Here is a 19,068-nt window from a genome sequence, read left to right as displayed (position 1 = left end):
AAACCCGCCAGGGCAGGCGTCAACGCCGTCCGGCGCAGAGAAAAGGCCGTTTTCGCCAGGGGCGGCGGGGCCACGTTCTGAACTGCCCGCCCATGGCCCGATAGCCCACTGTGGGGCAAACCGGCAGCCGGATTACGGCCAAATCACTGCGGGCGCGATTCAGGCACCCCGCGGCTTGCCGTTTGTCGCCTGCTGTTCCCGGTCTGTGCTATGGGCTCCGGTTGCCGATCCGTTGGCACCCGTGGTCGCGCGCGACCGTTTGGCCCGCTTGCCGCGGCTCGATAGAGACGACGCAATCGAATGCGCCAGAGGAGCCTGAAATAGAGCTTCGAGTTTTTCCGACAACGGGATGCACCAGTTAGGCCACTGGTAGGTCGTGGCCGGCATATTGGGCCGCTCCTCAATCGCCAGTGCGTCTTCCAACGTAGCGGTTACCAAAGCCGAGGGGGCCTCGGCCATCAATTCGTAGGTCTTGCGCACCACGTCGACAGCCGGTGCGTCGTTGGCGAGCCCCGTCATCACGCGCAACTTGTCGCGGATCTCGTTGGTGGCTTCCGCATTCGGCGACAATCCCAGCGTCTGTTGCTTAGCCAGGTCACTGCCGCTCCACAATCCGGCGATCGTGGGGAGATCGTGCGTCGTGACCGCGGCCAATGCCAGACGCGGATAGTCGCGCGTGGGATGATCCTCGAACCACAGCAGCCGATTGGAAAGTATCCGTGCGGCGGCCAGCATTTGCCGCACGTTTTTCCCCACGGTTCCCAAATCTTCGCCCACGACAAAGGCGCCAGCACGATGACTTTCCAACGCCACGATGTTCAGCAAATCCTCGGCTGGGTATTCGACGTAGGTCCCGTTCACGGCCGACTCGCCGTCCGGAATCCAATACAGGCGGAACAAACCCATGACATGGTCGATCCGTAATCCTCCGGCATGCCGCAACAGGGCCCGAATCGTCTGCACGAAGGGCTCGTACTTGGCGGCTTGCAAACGCCGCGGCGTCCAAGGGGGCATGCCCCAGTTCTGCCCCTGGGTGTTGTACATGTCGGGGGGCGCCCCGATCGAAACGGCTTCGGCCAGCACGTCTTGCCAGGTCCAGGCGTCGGCGCCGCGGGGATTAATGCCGATCGGCATGTCCTGCACGATCGGCAACGTTCCGGCGGCGGACAGCTGTACGTCCAGTAGCCATTGCAGCCACTCGTGATACGCCACGCGGCGGGCATTCTCGGCGGCAAACCGAGCAATTCCTGGGGCCTCGGGGCGGCGGTATTCCGCGTCCCACTTCGACCAGTCCGAGCCGAATCGCTCGACCAGCACGCAAAACGTCGCAAATTGCCGTAGCGGTGCGCCAAGCTCCCCGCGGTAGGACTCGAATGTGGGACTGCCGGAAAACCGGTTCCACAGCAGCTCCAGAGCCTGCTTCTTGAGACGAAAGACCTCGTCCCGTCGAATGCGATCCTGCTGCTGCAGTTGTCGTCCGGCCGTGGCCAATGGCTCTAAGAGGTGCCCGAGTTCGCCGGCGCCCGCGATCTCTTCGATACGCAGGTAGAGCGGATTACGAAACCGTCGGCTGGTCGGAAAATAGGGGCTGGCCTCTTGTGGCAAAACCGGATCGACAGCCGGCAGTGGATTCACTAACAAGAATGCGGCGCCCAGTCCCTTCGACCAGGTCGCTAGCGATCGCAAATCGGCCAGGTCGCCCATGCCCCAACTCGTGGCCGAGCGCGCCGCGTAAAGCTGCACGGCCCAGCCCCAGCTCATCTTGGCCGGCGGCGCTTGGCAGCGTCCCGGGCTAACTATCAGCCGGATCGGTGCATTCGACCCCTCGGGAAGGAAATCGTGATAGCCCAACGGAACGTCGGCCGGCAATCGGTCCGAGATGCTGAGCACTCCGCCCTCTTCCAGCAGCAGCTGGCCGGAACCGACGCGATAGGCCGACTTGCGGCGCAAATTCACGACGCGAACGCGGGCCTCTGTCGCGGGCTCGTCGGCATGCATGGCGCGGCGAATCGCGTCCCGGGTCGACCGTGACGTAACGCGCAGTACACCGAACGCATCCTGAAACTGGTGCGCGATCCCGTGGCAATCCGTGTCCATAAGTCAGGCTTGATAAAACGTTAGCACGCGGAGCGAAATTGACGCATCCCGTGACGGCAATTACTCGCGACGCGCTTCGAAACTTGCAGAGTCAATGAGCAACTTGGGTCAATCGGTCGGCAGGTGCGAAACCTGTACCGCTCGCTCTAAAGGGGGCCGGTAATCCCAACCACCCCAAGGTCGCACCAGAGGCGACGATACACCTTCGGGCCCTTGCCGGTCGAGGGCAAAGTAGCTGCCAATACTGTCAGCCCAACAGGGGGGCCGTGGTCGCTCCGGCACCATCCCGCGCACTTCCCCCCAAAAAAGCCGCGGATCGTCCGCAGGTATCCACGCGGCGATCCTGAATCGCGCAGCGACAGGGGCGCATGACTCCGCTACGATGATGGCGCGAGTGTCGTCCGACGGTGCCTGGCCATCCCGGAGTTTCACGATGCCAAAGAAGCTTGTCCCAGCAGGACGCCCAAAAAAGCACACGACGGCGCCTAAAGCCAAGGTGCGCCCCACCGCCGCCGTCAACACGCACCGCGACTCGGGCAAATCACACGGCCAAGCACATCGCGCGAAATCCGCGGCGGCGAAGGTCTCGCCAACGCGTCCCAAGTCGGGCGCTCGCCCGGCGAAGAAACCGGCGCTGGCCGCCAATGGTCGACTGGCGACGCTCAAGGAACGCATTCGTCGTCTAGAGCTGCAAAATGAACCGCCCCCGACGCTGGTCGAGTCCGAGGCCGTCGGCTATCTGCTGGCCGCCCCCGACCTGATGGATGAAGTGCGCGAGCTGGCATTTCTCGAACTCGCCATCGTGGTCGAGCGCAAGTTGAAGGAACATGGCCGTCCGCTCACACGCCTAGAATCGGCCAATGTGGCCTGGCGAATTCTGGGGCGATAGACGCCCCCGGTTAACGCTGGGCTTCTCTAGCGGTTCATCTCCTGGCAAGACCTTTGACCTGGAGATTTTTTTCCATGCGAATTCCAGCCATCCACGGCCTCATCCAGCGGCGGATTCTGGTTACTTATCGCGTGGATCCAGCGATCGTAAGTGCGCTACTACCCAGCCCGTTCGAGCCGCAGATCGTGCGCGGACATGCGGTGGCCGGAATCTGCTTGATTCAACTGGCCCAAGTGCGCCCTGGGTTTTGGCCGGCAGACTGGGGATTGGCCTCTCAGAACGCGGCCCATCGCTTTGCCGTGACGTGGCACGACGGCGAAGTAGAGTTCCAGGGAGTCTTCATTCCGCGACGCGACACTTCGTCCTGGGCGACGGTGCTGCTGGGGGGCCGATTGTTCGCGGGCGTTCACCATCACGCGCGTTTTCTGACACGCGAATCTGCCGATGACTTGCAGATCTCGGTCGCTAGCGACGATGGAAAAGTTGCCATTCAGGTCGAGGCCCGCCCCGGCGGCAAATGGCAATCCGAATTGTTCGACTCGCCGCACGCAGCCAGTGACTTTTATCGGCACGGGGCGCGCGGCTACTCGCCTGCGCTCGCTCCTAACAAGTGCGAGGGGCTGGAGCTGGTTTCCGAGCGGTGGCATGCGAGGCCACTAGCGGTCAATGCGATCCGCTCCAGCTTCTTCGCGGACGAATCCGTTTTTCCGCCGGGCTCGGCCGAATTCGATTGCGCGCTGGAAATGCGCAACATTCCGCATCGCTGGGAGCCACTCGCCCCGTTGGGCACGACCGAGCAATACCAGGGAACAGTGGCCGTCTGCTGAAACCGCGGCTGTCTAAATCCGCACCGGCCGTTCCAGTATTTCCGTCACCACACGGGCCTTGGTCAGCGGGGCATCGGTCAGCGTTTCGGGCCGGCCGTGATGTACGAACGCCAGCCGCCGATGATCGAAGCCCAGTTGGTGCAGAATCGTGCCGTGCAGATCGGGCACGCTCACGCGCGCATCGGCTGCGCGGTATCCCACTTCGTCGGTCGTTCCATGCACGCAGCCACGCCGAAACCCGCCGCCAGCCACGATCAGGCTGAACGCGTTGCGATTGTGATCCCGCCCCGAGCCATTCTGCGACACCGGCAGTCGGCCGAACTCGCCGCTCCACAGCACAATCGTCGAATCCAGCAGCCCCCGCTGCTTCAAGTCCTTGATCAGGCCGGCGCTGGACAGATCGGTCTTGGCACAGATCGCTTCATTCTCAGTTTTCACATTGGTGTGCGAATCCCACGGCTGAAACTGCGGCTTGACCGGCGGAAAGATCTGCACAAAACGGACGCCGTTTTCGACCAACCGCCGGGCCATCAGGCAGCGCAGGCCATAGCCCGACGTCTCGGGATTATCGAGGCCGTAGAGCCTTTGCGTGGCCGCGGTCTCGCGTGATAGGTCCAGCGTCTCGCCGGCAGCCAATTGCATCCGCGCCGCCAGTTCATAATTGCGAATCCGCGCGTCGAGCTCCGTTTCTTGCGGATAGCTGCGGCGATGTTCTTCGTTGAGCCGTGCCAGCAAATCCAGGTCGTCACGCTGCGCTTCGGCGGGCTGTGCCAACCGTGGTTTCAGATTCAAAACGGCCGGACCCTGCGAGCTGAACTCGGTCCCGCGGTACAAGGCTGGCAGCCAGGCATTTTGCCACAACAAAGTGCCACTCGTGTTGTAGCCTTCGGGATCGCGCAGCACGATGTAGGCGGGCAGATTCTGGTTTTCGGTCCCCAGGGCATAGCTGACCCAAGAGCCCAGCGCCGGCCGGCCAGGAAAGATCTTGCCCGTGTTGAACATCACCAGTGCTTCGGTGTGATTGTTGTGCTCGGTGTGCATCGAGCGGACGAGGCAAATATCGTCGGCCACACCGGCCAAATGCGGGATGACCTCGGACAGTTCCATGCCGCACTGGCCAGCCGGGCGGAACTTGAAAGGGCTGGCGAGCAGCTTGTTCACCTCGCTCCCCTTCTGGAACATCTCGACCTTTTCGCCGAATGTCTGGCCGGCATGCGCCTGTAGGTCGGGCTTGGGATCGAACAGCTCCATCTGTCCCGGCCCGCCGTTCTGCATCAGCATGATCACGGCCCGGGCCTGGGCAGGAAACTGACTGGGCTTGGGCGTCAGGTCGGCCCCCCAGGGCGCATTCGTATGGGCGCTGGCCGTGGCTTCGCCCGCCGCCTCCTCGTCCAATAGACAACCGAGCGCCAGCCCTCCGAACCCCAATCCCGAGGCGCGCAGCATGTCCCGCCGCGACACGCGCGATAGAGAACCGTCACTGGCTAAGCGAGGCTTGCTCATGGCCAAATCATTCACTGCAACATAACTTGACATTGCAGGGTAGTTGAGTTTCCCAGGGTGCCATGTCCACGCTGGGCGTGGACATGCCGTACTCTCGACACTATCTATCCGCTCTCCTCGGTGAGACAACTTCGCAGTTAACCCTTGATACTGGCCATAGCCCGGGGGCTGGCTAAACGCTCAGGAAAAAATACTCACGGCACGTACAAAAACTCACTCGTATTCAACAGCATCTGGCACACATGCGCGAGCGCCTGGCGGCGGGCCGGCGCGTCGGCTTCGCATTGGGGGCGAAAGCGATCAAACTGCCGCCGCAGCAAGTCCTCGCACCACACGATTTCCTGCGAGTTTGGCTCACGGGCCAAAGCAATCTCGAACGCCGCCGCTGTTTGGCGGTCGGCGGGCGTCGTAGTGATCACGCGGTCAGCGAACGCTGCCGCCTGTTCGATGACAAAGTCGTCGTTCAGCATGGCCAGGGACTGTAAAACCACGGCCGAGCTGTTGCGGCGTGGGCAGTTGGTCGCCACCACCGGCTGATCAAAGACTCCCAACATCGAAAGATGGTAATTGCGCCGCGCCAAAACATAAACGCTGCGGCGCCAACGTGATGCGGGAGTCGGCAGGTTCGCCTTTTTGATCACCACCGAACCGTCAGGGCGCGGATCCAGCGGTATCGGCGGACCACCGAGAGTGCGATCAAGCTGACCACTGGCAGTGAGGATGGCATCGCGCACCGCTTCCGACTCTAGTCTTCGCAAGCGTTGCCGCCATAACAGCTGGTTGCCGGGATCCACGGCTTGGGGATCGACGGCCGAGGTTGTTGCCCCTTCACTTGGCAACACTGACGCTTGCCGGTATGCCGTCGACAGCATCACCGTCTTCAGCAATGGCTTCCAACGATAGCCGTCGACGATCCAGCGGCTCGCCAGCCAGTCGAGCAGTTCGGGATGCGTAGGCCGGCTTCCGGAATGCCCAAAGTTGTCGGCCGTCTCCACTATGCCCACGCCAAACAGCTGCTGCCAAAGACGGTTGACCATGACCCGCGCGACCTGCCCGGCCGCCACGGTATCGCGCGCTGTAAGCCAGTGGGCCAGAGCCAGCCGCCTGCCACTCGTGGCCCCGCCGGCGCCGGCGCTAGCGAGCAGCGCACCAGACGTCTCGTCGGCCAGGATGTTCAAGAACCCGGGAGAAACTTCGCCGCCGGGGGTATCGTGATTGCCACGCCGCAATAAATACGTCGACGGAGGCGGGCCAACGTCGTACAGGGCCTGAATCTTGCCCCACGTGCGCAGCTGTTTAGGTAGTTCTACTAGCTTGGCGTCTAGTTCCGCGGCTGCCGCGCGGTCCGCTTCGCCGAGCGCGCCTGCAACTTCCTCGGCCGAAACTTTCAGCCCAGCCTCGAACTTGCCGGCCAGATACTTCTGCACGTCGTTGCGCTTGTCGGCCGCCGTTTGCACGGCCAACCTCGTGTCGCCCCGGATTGCCTCGGGCAGCGCAGACAATTTGGCCTCGAAAAACTTCTCTTCATAGGGCCGGCGCAAATCGGTCAATCGATTCTTCGCGTCGGCGATCTGGGACTGCACTTGCTTGTTGTGTTCTTCGCCGGCGGATTTCTCGCGCGGCGAAATATCGGCCAAGGCCCGGTCGCGCGGTTGCAGCCATGCTTGCGGATTGAAGGCCGGCGTAAAAATCGCGGTCAGCCGGTAATAATCCGCCTGCGAGATCGGATCATATTTGTGGCTGTGGCAGCGAGCACAGTGCACCGTCAGCCCTAGTAGGTTGCTGCTTACCGTTTCCACCGTCCGCGCGAGCACGCCATGCCGGATGTCGGCCGTATTGAGTTCGTTTTCGTCCGTGTCATCAGCGGCGGCTCGGAGGAATGTCGTGGCTACCAGTCGATCGAGAGTGGCCGGAGTGAAATGTTCTTCCGCACGCCAGTCTTCCAGCTCGTCACCGGCCAATTGCTCGGTCAGAAACTGCTCGAACGGTTTGTCGTTGTTGAACGAGCGAATCACGTAATCGCGGTAGAGCCACTTGCCTTCGGATAGCTTGATGATGCCGGCATCGTTGTCGCCCCCCGACACATCGACATAGCCGGCCGCGTCCAGCCAATGCCTGCCCCAGCGCTCGCCGAAATGGGGCGAAGCCAGCAGTCGGTCGAGCAGGTGCTCGTAAGCCTCGGGCGACGAATCACCCACGAACTCGGCCACCTCGCCCGGTGAAGGAGGAAGCCCAACCAGATCGAAAAATGCCCTCCGCACCAACGTCCGCCGGTCGGCATCGGGCGCAAACGTCAGTCCTTGTTCCTCCAGCCGCGTAAGCAAAAACGAGTCGACCAGCGTGCGGACGCGATCCGTATTGCTAACGGCTGGGGGCTGGTGCGTCACCAGCTTGCAAAAAGCCCAATAGTCGCGGTCGGCCGGGCTCACTTCGGCACTGGCGTCGGCCGGCAATCCGTCGGCCGACGCGACTCCGCCGTCAGACGACAATGCGCCGGCAGCGATCCAGCGGTGCACCACGTCGATCTGCGCGGGCGTGAGCGGCAACTCTCCCTCGGGTGGCATCGAATGGTCGGCGATCCGACCGTACAGAGGGCTGTCCTGCGGCGCCCCGGCTTTCAGCACTGGTCCGCTCTCGCCCCCTCGCGCCGCCAGCGCCATGGTGCGCAGGTCGAGGCCCGCTTTGCGCGCCTCCCGGCCGTGACATTTCAGGCAGTGTGCCGTGAGGACCGGTAGTACGTCGCGTTCGAATAACGGCCCGTCGGCCTGAACTGTGCTGACAACGGCAGACGTCAGCGCGAAGCATCCGAACACGCGTAGCGCGCGAACGACAAGTCCCAACGAGCCGCCCCTGGCGCGTAGGGACGCACTTCCGGCGGGCAACGAAACGGAAGGGAGGGTTCGACGGACACGGCGCGGCATGTCTCGTTCCTCGCGGGCAGATGATTCACAGCGGACGGCGGGGAGCGCGACCGGGTTGGAAAACTTCCGGCAACACGCGCAGGCAGGCGGCCACCAGTCTACCGCAGCCAAGAGGGGATTGCGAGCGCGCCGCACATGCCGGGTCCGTTATTAATGGACCCGGCACATGCGGGCATGGCCCAGTGCTCGAATGACAACAACTCTCTGCAACCTAGGACCATCGCGGTTAATCGGGGCGGCTTCCGATATCAGAGTTGCTAGACCGATCGTGTTCGCTTTGCAGAGCGCCGCCGCCAGCCAAGCAACGCAAGGGCACCCACTGAAAGCAGGACAAAGGCCGAAGGTTCTGGGGTCTGTGCCAACACGAACGGCGAGAAGCTATCGGTCTGGAACGTGATCGTATGCGCCAACGTGTCGACCACCTGACCGGTTGGTACGACCCAAGCGCCGTTTTCGTAGTGCTCGATCCGCAAATCCATTTCAGGGATGCTGCCGATCAGCGTCGGGTCGTAGTGAAATACCACCGTGCTCAGACCCTGCAGCGTGCCGGTGAAATGAATGTCCCAGGCTTGCGCTGTCGAGCCGGCCAGTGCGAAGTTGATCTGCTGCGCGGCCGCGGCGCCAATCGTTTGGCCCAGATTCGCCGCTGTAGTGGTAGCAAACGTGCTCGTCAAGTTGCCATCGGCCGTGATCATCGTCGGACTGACCTGCACACCCCCAACGCTCGCCAACCCACCACCGGCCGTCAGCTCGGAGTGAATCGTGTTGGTGCTGTAGTCGAGCACCGCGTGCGGGTCGACGGTGAAGTTACCCCCAAGGAAGTTGAATGTTAGTTGATCCAGCGCAATGAAATTGTTGCCTTCAAGACCCGTGGTACTGAAGTCGAAGTGCAGATCGCCATTGGTGACGACTTGCGCCAGTGGAACGGTTAAAACACCGTTGGAAAACAAATTGCTGACCGGCGGTTTGTCGATGTAACTCACGCTGTTACCGTACCCACCAAGTAATGCGGCTTCCATGGACATGGCCGGTGCCGCGGGGTTGTAGATCAAGGGGTCCCACACGACTCCGGCTGGACCGACGTTGTTCGTGGGCCCGATCGTATAAACACCGCTACCGTCGGCTGCGGGCGTAGTACTGACGACACCGGCATTTCCAGTCGAGTCGTTTACGCCCATAAGCGTGCCGGTGGAGCTTGTGTACCACCAACTGGTCGCGTACAGCGCATGCGTACCCGCAGCGCTGAGAACTGTGGGAGGGCCGGCACCAAAACTTGGAGCGACGGGATTATTTTCCGCTGCCGGGTCAATGTACGCCGTCTGGATGGTTTGCAACTGACTCGGATTCGTGGACGCCCCGTTGATAACGTTTCCAATAAAATCCACCCCCTGAACCAAAAGTGGTATCCCCGAGTTTCCCAAAGGCGCGATCGCGGCGGCCACATCCGCCTGCGATACCTGCACACCCACTGTGTAGACCTTGGCACCGGGCACAGCCGTGGTGTTGGTTCCCATCACGACGAGTTCCGCTGCGTTTGCACCAGCCGCCGCAATCAGAATTATCACCAGCAAATAAAATGCTCTGCGAAACATTGCCCACCTCCAAAAACGAATGAATGAAACAAGAGAAAAACGCCAGCGTTAATCTCGCGAACGCAGAAACGACAAAGACGCTTGCGCCTGGGACAAAAGAGAAAGAGGAAAAGTCCCGCTGCGCCGATGGGCCGGCAGAAACGAGCGCACAGCTATTGCGCTCGGGTCGACGAGCCCCACACGTCGATTCTTAGAAGTGCCTTCAGTAGCTGTTCCGGCAGCTATGCCCCTGGGGTCCGGCGATTTAGGCCATGCCGTGCAAGGCATCGCGCGCCAGACCGAGTGCGCTGACACTATCAGGCTGCCGCAGAGAGGTCAATAAAAATTGCCTTTCGCGGGCAATCTCGAAAGCGCAAACGTTCGTGCGGCAAGACAAAGACCGCGCCGACGCGTAGGGGCGCCAACGCGGCCTTTGCGCCGCTCGAGCCGCGGGCCGGGTAAGTCGGCCCGGCGGCGAGCGGCGTCACCCAGCTTGCCATCACATGAAATTCGAGAAGGTCCAATCCTGGGCCGCCGGACGGTCCAGGCTCGGGATTGCCTTTGCAGAGCGGCGCAGCCGTCGCGGCGGCCGGGCACTGCTCGTGGGCGCGGCGACGGCTTCGGCCTGCGGCGCCGGCAGCCCGCACAACACTTCCCAACGGTGCGATTCGTTGGAAAGAAAGCAGTAACCGCAATCCCCAGGAACACCGGACTCGCCGACATAGTCGTGAACCTGGACCTGCACAAAGGCGCTCGGCTGATACCGCTCGCCATTCCAGTTCAACAGGCGCGCCTTGGCGCTTTTGCCCGCCTCTAATACTTCGACTAGCTCGAAAACGCGAATCCCGGTCATGGCAATGGTCCTCTCTTATAGGAGGAAACGACACGCGACACCAAACGCACAACCTTGGCCAACAATTCGTCGTAACATCATTGGGTGTCAACCCTTGAGATTTGCCGATAGGCAGGGCCGGTGATACCGGTTGTCCGTAAGGGCATATCGAACATTACGACTTCTTAAGTTTACTCGAATCATTACGAATATGCAAGGTTTCTGCGGCAGAAAGTGCTCGCGCGAGTAATCCGACTTGGCCCCGAGTCGCGTGGCAAATGGCCTTCGTCGGCCGAGAGTAGTTGCGGGCCGTGCCAATCTTGGCGACCGCAGTGGCGGCCAAACGGCGCCACCAAGGGATGACAATGCTTGCCTCCAAACCCTGGCTACGTGTAATGCGTCGCCACTCGCCGAGTGGATTGCGCTGCCTGACGCAGGGTATGAACGAAGCAACGCCGACTAAGCAGGCGTCTTAGGCGCCCGCCGAGGGCCCGCCATTGTCGTTCGCCTTGAGATGGTCGTTCGACGTTTTGCGTCCGTGCGAAACCTGCCGCCTTGCGAGGCGCTTTCATCAACCGGGCGTGGTGATCGCAACGACGGTCAGCAAATACTTGCTGAATCGATCACCCACGCGCAGCGACCTGCCAGCGACGCCTCCAGCGGCCCACTGCCAGTCCCATCGCGCCTAGCGCCAGCAGCAACAAGGTGCCAGGTTCGGGCGCAGGCTTGGGAACCAATACCGTCGGGTCGTAGACAAAGTTGTATAGATCCGTCGCCACGCCGGCATTGCCACCGACGGCTGGGCTCGTCCCGCCGTAAAAACTGTTCAGCGTCGTCGTGTAACCAAACGGCAAGCCGCCGCCGAAACCGGCTGTCGGCGCGCCGAAGTTATACGGCGCAGTCGCCGTAACCACATTGCTGCCTGCCCCAATCGTAAAGCCGTACTCAAACGACGCGATCACGTCCACGGTGTGAAAACCGTGAGTATCCAGCGCGGTGGAAATTGCCACGAGTCCTAGCTCGCCCGTCCAGGTTTGTAGCGCCGCGGGCGCCAGGCCGCGCCCGGGTGTGTCCGTGAATCCCAATGTCGGTGCACCAACTCCGCCCGGGGGTGCCGCGGGAGTTACCTGCACTTTGGTAAAGACATAAGAAGGCGCAAAGGTCGTGGCCACGGGGGCCGGTCGACCTTTGCTCGTCAAATACGCGCGGGCTGCCGCATCGGTGGGATCGGCATCGGGATAGGCAATGGAATTCGTTGCCGGCAGGTCGAACCCCTTGGGTGCAATATTCTCTCCGCCGGTGGTCGTCGCCGATACGGTCTGCACCCATTCCAGCGTAAAGCCGGGCTTCACCGTGGCGTTACCCAGGTAAAAACCCCCAGAGATGTTGGCTCCGCCAATGGCCCGAGTCCCTTGCGTACCTGTAAAGGCGTCGTAGTCCATCAGCACGGAACCTACGACCGAGCCACCCACGACGATGTTGTTGTCGTATTTTGCGGCAGCGGCGGCGTTGTTATAGGTCGAAATGCGCCCGCCAGCCACGGGTTGATTGAGAAACCGGGTGTCGAGCGGAGCGGCCAGTGAAACGGCCGCGGACGACAACACCAAGACGATTGTCAGCGCGTGAAGACAGCACCAGCGCGCGCAAGACCAAGTCGACATCGTGAATTTCATGAGCGGGCCCTCCCAGAGATTGTGCCAAGAATGGAGACTTGCCAGTCCACAGATCGGCGACCATCAATGCCGTCGCTGGCGGGCATTCTGACGGTTCGAAAATGGCAAAGCAAGCTGCGCCGCCTGCTTTCCGCTCAGATTCTCCTGGTCCGGCCGCCAGGCCTTTGGCAATTCCCACCAGACGGCCAGACATCTACATGCGGCCTCTCGATGCTAGCGTGTTGCTGTAGGAATAAACGCTAGGCAGGTGGAGGCTGTGCAGCGAAATCGATCTTCGTTTTTGTTGGCTGCCTCCGAGTAAAGAAATAGACGGACACAACCACCGCCAGAATCCCTGCGGGCCGCGTCCATGGATAGCTGCTACTGCCGGGGACTTGCAGAGTCGACGTCTTGCCGGTCGTCAGATTCCACAGGACCACCTTTCCATCGACGATCGGTCTGGCGCGCGGCAGGATGGATATCCAGGCGATCAGAAACGCTGTTCAAAGCGGCAGCGTTAGCCCGGAAGAGAAACGCGCCGCGTTCTCCGCGGCCGAGTTCGCGGCGCTAAAAGCCCGCCCGGGCATCATGCCGTGAGGCTACGAATTTAGAATCGGTCCAGCTAGACGAACCGCAGCGCGTCGCAGCGATTGAAATCTAATTCATCACCGCGAACCACTGCGGTCCGAGCCGGATCCGTGGGGATCCGGCTCGCCGATCACTTCTTCGTTGTCGTCATCGGACAATGCGCGCGGTCGCCGGTGCAGGCGATACTCCCGAATCGAGAGAATGATTCATAGAAACACCGCTGTCCGTGAGCATCCGTTCAAAAGTGCCCCAGTGAATTCAGCCCCGTACTCCCCTACTGAATTCGGCATCCACAACAGGTGTAATTGGCCCGCGGATAATAGCCAGCATAGGCAAAATCGCCGCAGCCGAACGGGCCGGGGCCGTAATTACCAAACAAGTTGCAGACAACATTTTTTTTGCAGCAACGTTTGCAGCCCGCGTGCGATTCCTGGGCCAAAGACGCCAAGGCAACAACGACAAGAGTGGCCAAAATTAAACGCCGTAACATTTTTGAACTCCTCCATGAGTTGGGTCGCCAGGTTCGCGGCACCCAGGTTTCGATTGGTATGCCTAAGGTATAGCCAGCGCCTCCGGGCCTTACCGCGGACCGGATCGGCAGCCGGTGAAATTATGCAAATCGAGGTTTCGGCAGTGCCATGATCCCGACCGTGTGGCAACGATGCGAACGACCGAATCAGTCTGCTGGCGTCGTTGCAGTGGACGCCTTCCTAAGCTCAACCGTTTGGCCTTGCCTAGACTTCTTCGGCGATCAGCCCCCGCGTGATCAGGCATTTCGTCAGCACCAGTCGTTCCGATACAATCGTTGCAACTGGGCCGTATCATGGAGTCGCTGTTGACGGCGGGGCGAGCAAACGAAGCCGCCGACGCGCCAGCCGGCAGGGACGGGCGTAAAAAAGCGCGGTCGCGTTGGCGCCTTCGACGACCAGCAACGACCGCTAACCGAAACCTGCAAGTCGCTTGCACGCATAAAATGGGGAACTGGCGTTGTACGCTGATCAGATGCGCACAGTGCTGACCGGACGCGCTGGTGACTGGCTCGCGCGCCGTGCGTGGCCGCACCTAACAATGATCGTCTCGTTTGTTCTTGCAGCGTGGGCCGCCTACCAATGTTCCCTTTGCACTGTGGGTCGGGGCGGCTTGGCAGTGCGCTTCAGTGTTAATTTTCTGGCGGCCTATGCCGTCTTTGCGTTGTGCTTAGGTTTATGGCTCTGGACGAAACCGTCGCTCGATCGGTCGGCCCTGCTCGACGGCGCGCCGGAGACAATCGAAACGCAGAACCCCTGGGATGACGAAGCGATTGAAGCCAGGGAACAGCTTATTGAGCAATCGAGACGTTCTGTGGAACATCAGGCACGAGCAGAGGGCGCGCAGGGGCTGATTGGCCTGGCGATCGTGGCCATGATCGTGGGAACTTTGTTCGTCGCAGCGCACATGATGTGGCATGCACGTTGGTACTTAGGGAACCTGCTCGTGCTAGGTGGCAAGGTCCGCCATTCCACGATCACGCCCCCCCGGGCTGTCTCGGGGCTTATGGCTCCTCTTCAGCTGACCGGCTGGGCGGCCCTGATTCTATTGGTGCACTACGCGCTGCTCGGGCTGCTCCTGCAGTGGGCTTTCCCACAAGCCGTGACAGTCGCGGATATCGCACGCCTTGTGCGGCCTTGATGTTATGAGCACCTCTACTGAAAGAGTGTGGGAAATAATACTTGAACCTGCACGACCTTGCGGCCACTAGGCCCTCAAATTCATTGACCTAATTTCCGCAAATTTCGGCAGTTGAACGGAAAGCGTCGAAGCGCAGCAGATTAGCGACGAAGTTTGTATATGTCGTGAGTCTAATGAGTCCCGTGACTCGCCCTGTTTTCGCGCCGATTTTTGGGTCAAGCGGGGCAATTCCCAGGTCAGCCAACCGGCTGTGTCTGGAACACGTGCCAAAAATGCGGTGACTTGATGCGCGTCGCGCTAGACACCTTCCACGTTCCTGGCACGCCATTCGCGGGTAGCCGAAATTGCGGATGTCCTAGCCTCGGGCGTCGAAAGAGACTCCTCGTTTGCCGCTCGTTCCCACACATTCCTGAACCAAACTGCGCGTTTTCCGTCCAGCTGAGTAGGGCCGAGGACTTATACTATCCGGGTCGCATCGGCAATTCTGTCCCTCATGTTTTCGAGACATCGTAATGCAGGACATGTTTTTGCCGAAGTACGGCTCACCCGAGGAGTTAACCGGGTTGCTGGCGGCCATCGTCACTTCTTCGGACGATGCCATCATCTCGAAAGACCTTAACGGTGTCGTTCGCAGTTGGAACCCGGCTGCCGCGCGAATATTCGGATACACGGCCGAGGAAATGATCGGCAGCCCCATCACCAACTTGTTCCCCGTTGACCGACTTGACGAAGAACCGAAGATTCTGGAACAAATTCGGCGCGGGCAGCGAGTGGATCATTTCGAAACAATCCGCCGTCATAAGGATGGCCGCCTGATCGACGTGTCGGTGACTATCTCTCCCCTAAGAGACGCCTCCGGTCAGGTTGTTGGCGTTTCCAAGGTCGCGCGCGATGTCACGAGCGTGAAACGAGTACTGGTGGAGCGTGAGAAAATGCTCCAACGTGAAAAATTCGCTCGTGCCGACGCGGAACGTCTCGGTCGCATGAAGGATGAGTTCCTTTCTACCCTTTCGCACGAACTCCGCACTCCGCTCAATGCTATTCTCGGCTGGGCCACTTTATTGCGCGCCCCCGGCATCTTCGGTTCGCCCAGCGATCTTCAAGAGGGGTTGGATACTATTGAGCGTAATGCGCGCGCTCAGGCTCGGCTCATTGATGAACTGTTGGATATGTCGCGCATCATCAATGGTAAGTTCCGCCTCGATCTGCAAGCCGTCGATGTAGCCCAAATCATCAACTCCGCCGTCGAGTCGATTCGTCCGGCCCTCGATGCGAAGAGAATCCGTATCACAAAATGTCTCGATTCTGAATGCGGCCCGATCAACGCCGACCCTAATCGCCTCCAGCAGGTGCTATGGAACCTGCTATCCAATGCCGTAAAATTTACGCCAGCAGGCGGCCTTGTGCACATCCTGCTGCGCCGCAGTAACTCGCAAATCGAAATCACCGTCGCCGACAGCGGTCAAGGCATCTCGCGCGAATTCCTCCCCCAACTCTTCGACCGTTTCTCGCAAGCCGAGACAGCAGCCGATCGGCGTCACGGCGGACTCGGGCTGGGGCTGGCAATTGTAAAGACGATTGTCGAACATCATGGGGGAACCATTGCCGCCTCGAGTCCAGGTGTCGATCAAGGGGCCACGTTCGTCATCACCCTCCCTGTGATCGCGGTTCACGAGTCTCTTACAGCCCCTGGTGCCACACACCCCGAAGCCGAGACCCAAATCGGCCCCCTGATCGATTTTCCTTCGTTCGACGGCTTTAAAATCTTGGTCGTGGATGATGAACGCGACGCGTCTACAGTCATCCGGCGCGTCTTAGAGCGGTGCAACGCTGATATCAACACGGCAAGCAGTGCGGATGAAGCCTTTGAACTCGTCCGCCGTCTACGCCCCGACCTGATTCTGAGTGATATTGGCATGCCCAGACAGGACGGCTATCAGTTTCTTAGTCGCGTTCGCGCCCTTTCTCACGAGGAAGGTGGAGACACGCCCGCCATCGCTATCACGGCGTTTGCCCGCTCCGACGACCGTCGCCGCGCCCTCATGGCAGGTTTTCAAATGCACCTTCCCAAACCTGTCGAACCTGCTGAGCTTATCGCGGTTGTCGCGAACCAGTTCCAGGCCTACCGGCGTGCCGCATCGCGTTCGTAGTTGTCTGCTGCTGCTGCCGCAGCCAGGCATCCTCGACGCGTGCGGCCGACTAATCGAAACGGTTCGGCGGTACATCAGGCAAGAAGAGAGGGCGCGCAGGGACTACTTGGCCTGGCATTCGTGGCGATGATTGCCACATGATGTGCTATGGACGTTGATATCTAGGACGCATGCCCGTGCTAGATGGCACGGACCGCCATCGCACGCTCACGGCCCCTCCGGCTGTGTCCTGGCCAACGGCTTCTCTTGCTGACCGTTGGGCGGCGCTGGTGCTGCGAGCACCTCTGCTCGAAAGTAATGCGGGAAACAGGACTTGAACCTGCACGACCTTGCGGCCACTAGGCCCTCAACTTCATTGGTCACTTTTCCGCAAACCTAAGCGGTTCAACGAAAAGCGGCGAGCTTCAGCAGGTTAGCGACGATTTCGGATTCGTCGTCAGTCCCCGTCGATCCCCGCAATTCGTCGTGTTTTCGCGTCGATTTGGGGTAATTCTGGGGTAATTTCCGAGGGGCATCACCATGAAGGCTTCAGTGATCGTTGCCGCGCTCGCCGTCGTCCTCCTACTTGTTCCGCCGGTTCTCCAACGGACCTTTCTGACTTTCGCTCACGAGCACGCTTCGCCGGTGTTCGGGGGCAGCCGATGACAACCACGTACACCGAACTCGTAGAGGCTCTGCGGTGGATGTTGATCCGGCAAGAGCCGGGGACCGATCTGGACGCCGTTCGCCAGATGCTGGCGACCCTGATGCTGGAATAAAGTTCGCGTGAACAACGCCATCAGGGAAAGTCAAATACGACTGTGGCTGGCTCGGTTTTGAGATCAATCTGACCTGTACTAGGCGACAGCAAGACGCCACGGGGCAGATAAACATATCCGGTTTTGCCTTTTCTAGTGATGGATAAGGTCTCATCATCTGGTGGCACAATCTGCATGACGCCTTGGTCGTTAATTGATACGCGGCTTCCTCCACCGACCTTGATGCCAGGAAATTCGACTACAATTCGTCCACGATTATCCGTCCGGATACTTAGGTTCTTACCATTGAAATTGGACGGTATGTGGGTATTGTCGTCTTTAACTTCACTGAAGCTCGAATCCGTTGTCGGACGATCGGCGTTGGTTGTCTGCCCTTCAGGCACCGCTTTTTCAGCTTCAGCTTTTGCGCGCGCAATTTGTGCTTGCAACAGAAACTCCTGCGCCCGCAAAACCTCGATCGCAGTACCTTTAGCGCTCATCCGTCGTTGCTCACTCTGCTCTACTATGAGACGTGCGTTCTCGATTGCCTGATCGCAAACCTTGATACGATCCTGCTGAGTTTCAGCGTATTCGAGGCGCGCGGCAAGTAGTTCGTGTTGTGCTACCAGGACTTCCACATACTCAGTACGCCCATTTTCAAAGTGCTTATTGACGGATGTGCAAACCTGTTCCAAAAGCGCTAACCGCTTCTGTTCGAGTTCCTTTACGGTGGCCTGCTGTGGTGCTTCTGCGCGGGGTTCTGGTGCCGCCTTCGTCCCAGGTATCTGCTGACCAGACGACACTTGCCACAAACAAAAGCCAAGTGCCAAACAACCGACAGCGACAAGTGCATACCGCTTCATGACTGTCCCTCCAAAAAGTAAGCGTGAAGAGTCGATCGACACAGCAGGAAGTCGTTAGCACCAGGACGTTTAAATTTATTGAGTACGAGCGTGGCGTGTCAATTGTACCACAGCCGGTAACAGGGTTCCTTGACGGTGGTTGTCGGAGTAGGGCATCCTTGACGCCTGCGGCCGTAATCCGAGGAGCTGGCCGCTAGCCGAGGGTCGTGTACGCTTCACCAGCGACACTACGAAAGGTCGCAAACAGCGTTCCTGCCGGTTGCCTACGGCGATGTTTCACGAACTGAAGGCCGTGGCGGGAAAACGGTATGTTTTTGAAGCCTTCGCGGACCAGCTTCGGAAGGTCCACCGGAGCCGAGGACGGGCGAACCATGCCAAGCTGGTCAAAGACTTCTCACCACGGCAACTAGTGAACTGGCTCCAGCATGAGGCCCAGGATTACTTTGAAGCCACCGGAGCCGATTACTTCAAGTTGCACAACTTCCGGGGAACGGCGATGAGCCGGGCTCGGATGGCTGGTGTCACGGAAAGTGATGCCGCGATTGCGTTCGGGTGCTCCCCGCAAACGATGCGCAACCACTACCTAGCCCTCGACGAAGAGATCATCGCGGACGACGTTTTCAAGAGAATGGAAGTGGGGTAGATGTGGGGTAGTTTGGATTCTAACGACGGCCCTTCCGTTTGTTTGACTTGTCGTAAGTCCATACTACGTTTGAGTGCGGGAAACAGGACTTGAACCTGCACGACCTTGCGGCCACTAGGCCCTCAAC

Annotated in this window: 13 protein-coding genes; 6 read left to right on the top strand and 7 right to left on the bottom strand. The window is 60.1% G+C overall.

Annotated features, from left to right (window positions below):
* Positions 1 to 159: 159 nt before the first annotated feature.
* Complete coding sequence (gene malQ, locus VGG64_06050; GenBank protein HEY1599144.1) at positions 160 to 2,097, bottom strand: 4-alpha-glucanotransferase; 1,938 nt, start codon at positions 2,095 to 2,097, stop codon at positions 160 to 162.
* A gap of 433 nt (positions 2,098 to 2,530) precedes the next feature.
* Between malQ and VGG64_06045 the strand changes: the two genes are divergently transcribed.
* On the top strand, positions 2,531 to 2,986 hold the full coding sequence (locus VGG64_06045) for a hypothetical protein (protein HEY1599143.1): 456 nt from the start codon (positions 2,531 to 2,533) through the stop codon (positions 2,984 to 2,986).
* A 74-nt stretch (positions 2,987 to 3,060) separates the two neighbouring features.
* Positions 3,061 to 3,813 (top strand): DUF2071 domain-containing protein, encoded by a 753-nt coding sequence (locus tag VGG64_06040; GenBank protein ID HEY1599142.1) that lies wholly within the window; start codon positions 3,061 to 3,063, stop codon positions 3,811 to 3,813.
* 12 nt (positions 3,814 to 3,825) lie between these two features.
* Here VGG64_06040 and VGG64_06035 read toward each other — a convergent pair whose 3' ends face one another.
* From VGG64_06035 to VGG64_06015, 5 genes are all read right to left on the bottom strand, one after another.
* Positions 3,826 to 5,316 (bottom strand): DUF1501 domain-containing protein, encoded by a 1,491-nt coding sequence (locus tag VGG64_06035; GenBank protein ID HEY1599141.1) that lies wholly within the window; start codon positions 5,314 to 5,316, stop codon positions 3,826 to 3,828.
* A 194-nt stretch (positions 5,317 to 5,510) separates the two neighbouring features.
* On the bottom strand, positions 5,511 to 8,156 hold the full coding sequence (locus tag VGG64_06030) for a PSD1 and planctomycete cytochrome C domain-containing protein (GenBank protein ID HEY1599140.1): 2,646 nt from the start codon (positions 8,154 to 8,156) through the stop codon (positions 5,511 to 5,513).
* A 338-nt stretch (positions 8,157 to 8,494) separates the two neighbouring features.
* Positions 8,495 to 9,829: a PEP-CTERM sorting domain-containing protein gene (locus VGG64_06025; protein ID HEY1599139.1), complete on the bottom strand. Its 1,335-nt coding sequence runs from the start codon at positions 9,827 to 9,829 to the stop codon at positions 8,495 to 8,497.
* Positions 9,830 to 10,307: 478 nt separating this feature from the next.
* Positions 10,308 to 10,661 (bottom strand): hypothetical protein, encoded by a 354-nt coding sequence (locus VGG64_06020; GenBank protein HEY1599138.1) that lies wholly within the window; start codon positions 10,659 to 10,661, stop codon positions 10,308 to 10,310.
* Positions 10,662 to 11,263: 602 nt separating this feature from the next.
* A complete protein-coding gene (locus tag VGG64_06015; GenBank protein HEY1599137.1) occupies positions 11,264 to 12,313 on the bottom strand; it encodes a PEP-CTERM sorting domain-containing protein in 1,050 nt (349 codons plus the stop codon).
* A gap of 390 nt (positions 12,314 to 12,703) precedes the next feature.
* Between VGG64_06015 and VGG64_06010 the strand changes: the two genes are divergently transcribed.
* From VGG64_06010 to VGG64_06000, 3 genes are all read left to right on the top strand, one after another.
* Positions 12,704 to 12,889, top strand: coding sequence for a hypothetical protein (locus VGG64_06010; protein HEY1599136.1), 186 nt, complete (start codon positions 12,704 to 12,706; stop codon positions 12,887 to 12,889).
* A 1,059-nt stretch (positions 12,890 to 13,948) separates the two neighbouring features.
* Complete coding sequence (locus tag VGG64_06005) at positions 13,949 to 14,548, top strand: hypothetical protein (protein ID HEY1599135.1); 600 nt, start codon at positions 13,949 to 13,951, stop codon at positions 14,546 to 14,548.
* A gap of 512 nt (positions 14,549 to 15,060) precedes the next feature.
* Positions 15,061 to 16,698: an ATP-binding protein gene (locus VGG64_06000; protein ID HEY1599134.1), complete on the top strand. Its 1,638-nt coding sequence runs from the start codon at positions 15,061 to 15,063 to the stop codon at positions 16,696 to 16,698.
* 778 nt (positions 16,699 to 17,476) lie between these two features.
* Here the strand turns inward: VGG64_06000 and VGG64_05995 are convergent.
* Positions 17,477 to 18,298: a hypothetical protein gene (locus VGG64_05995; GenBank protein ID HEY1599133.1), complete on the bottom strand. Its 822-nt coding sequence runs from the start codon at positions 18,296 to 18,298 to the stop codon at positions 17,477 to 17,479.
* Positions 18,299 to 18,569: 271 nt separating this feature from the next.
* On the opposite strand from VGG64_05995, the gene VGG64_05990 reads away from it, so the two are divergent.
* A complete protein-coding gene (locus tag VGG64_05990) occupies positions 18,570 to 18,941 on the top strand; it encodes a hypothetical protein (GenBank protein HEY1599132.1) in 372 nt (123 codons plus the stop codon).
* The last annotated feature ends 127 nt before the right edge of the window (positions 18,942 to 19,068 follow it).

The sequence above is a fragment of the Pirellulales bacterium genome (assembly GCA_036490175.1).
Taxonomy (GTDB): domain Bacteria; phylum Planctomycetota; class Planctomycetia; order Pirellulales; family JACPPG01; genus JACPPG01.
This window is presented reverse-complemented; position numbering and strand designations above follow the sequence as displayed.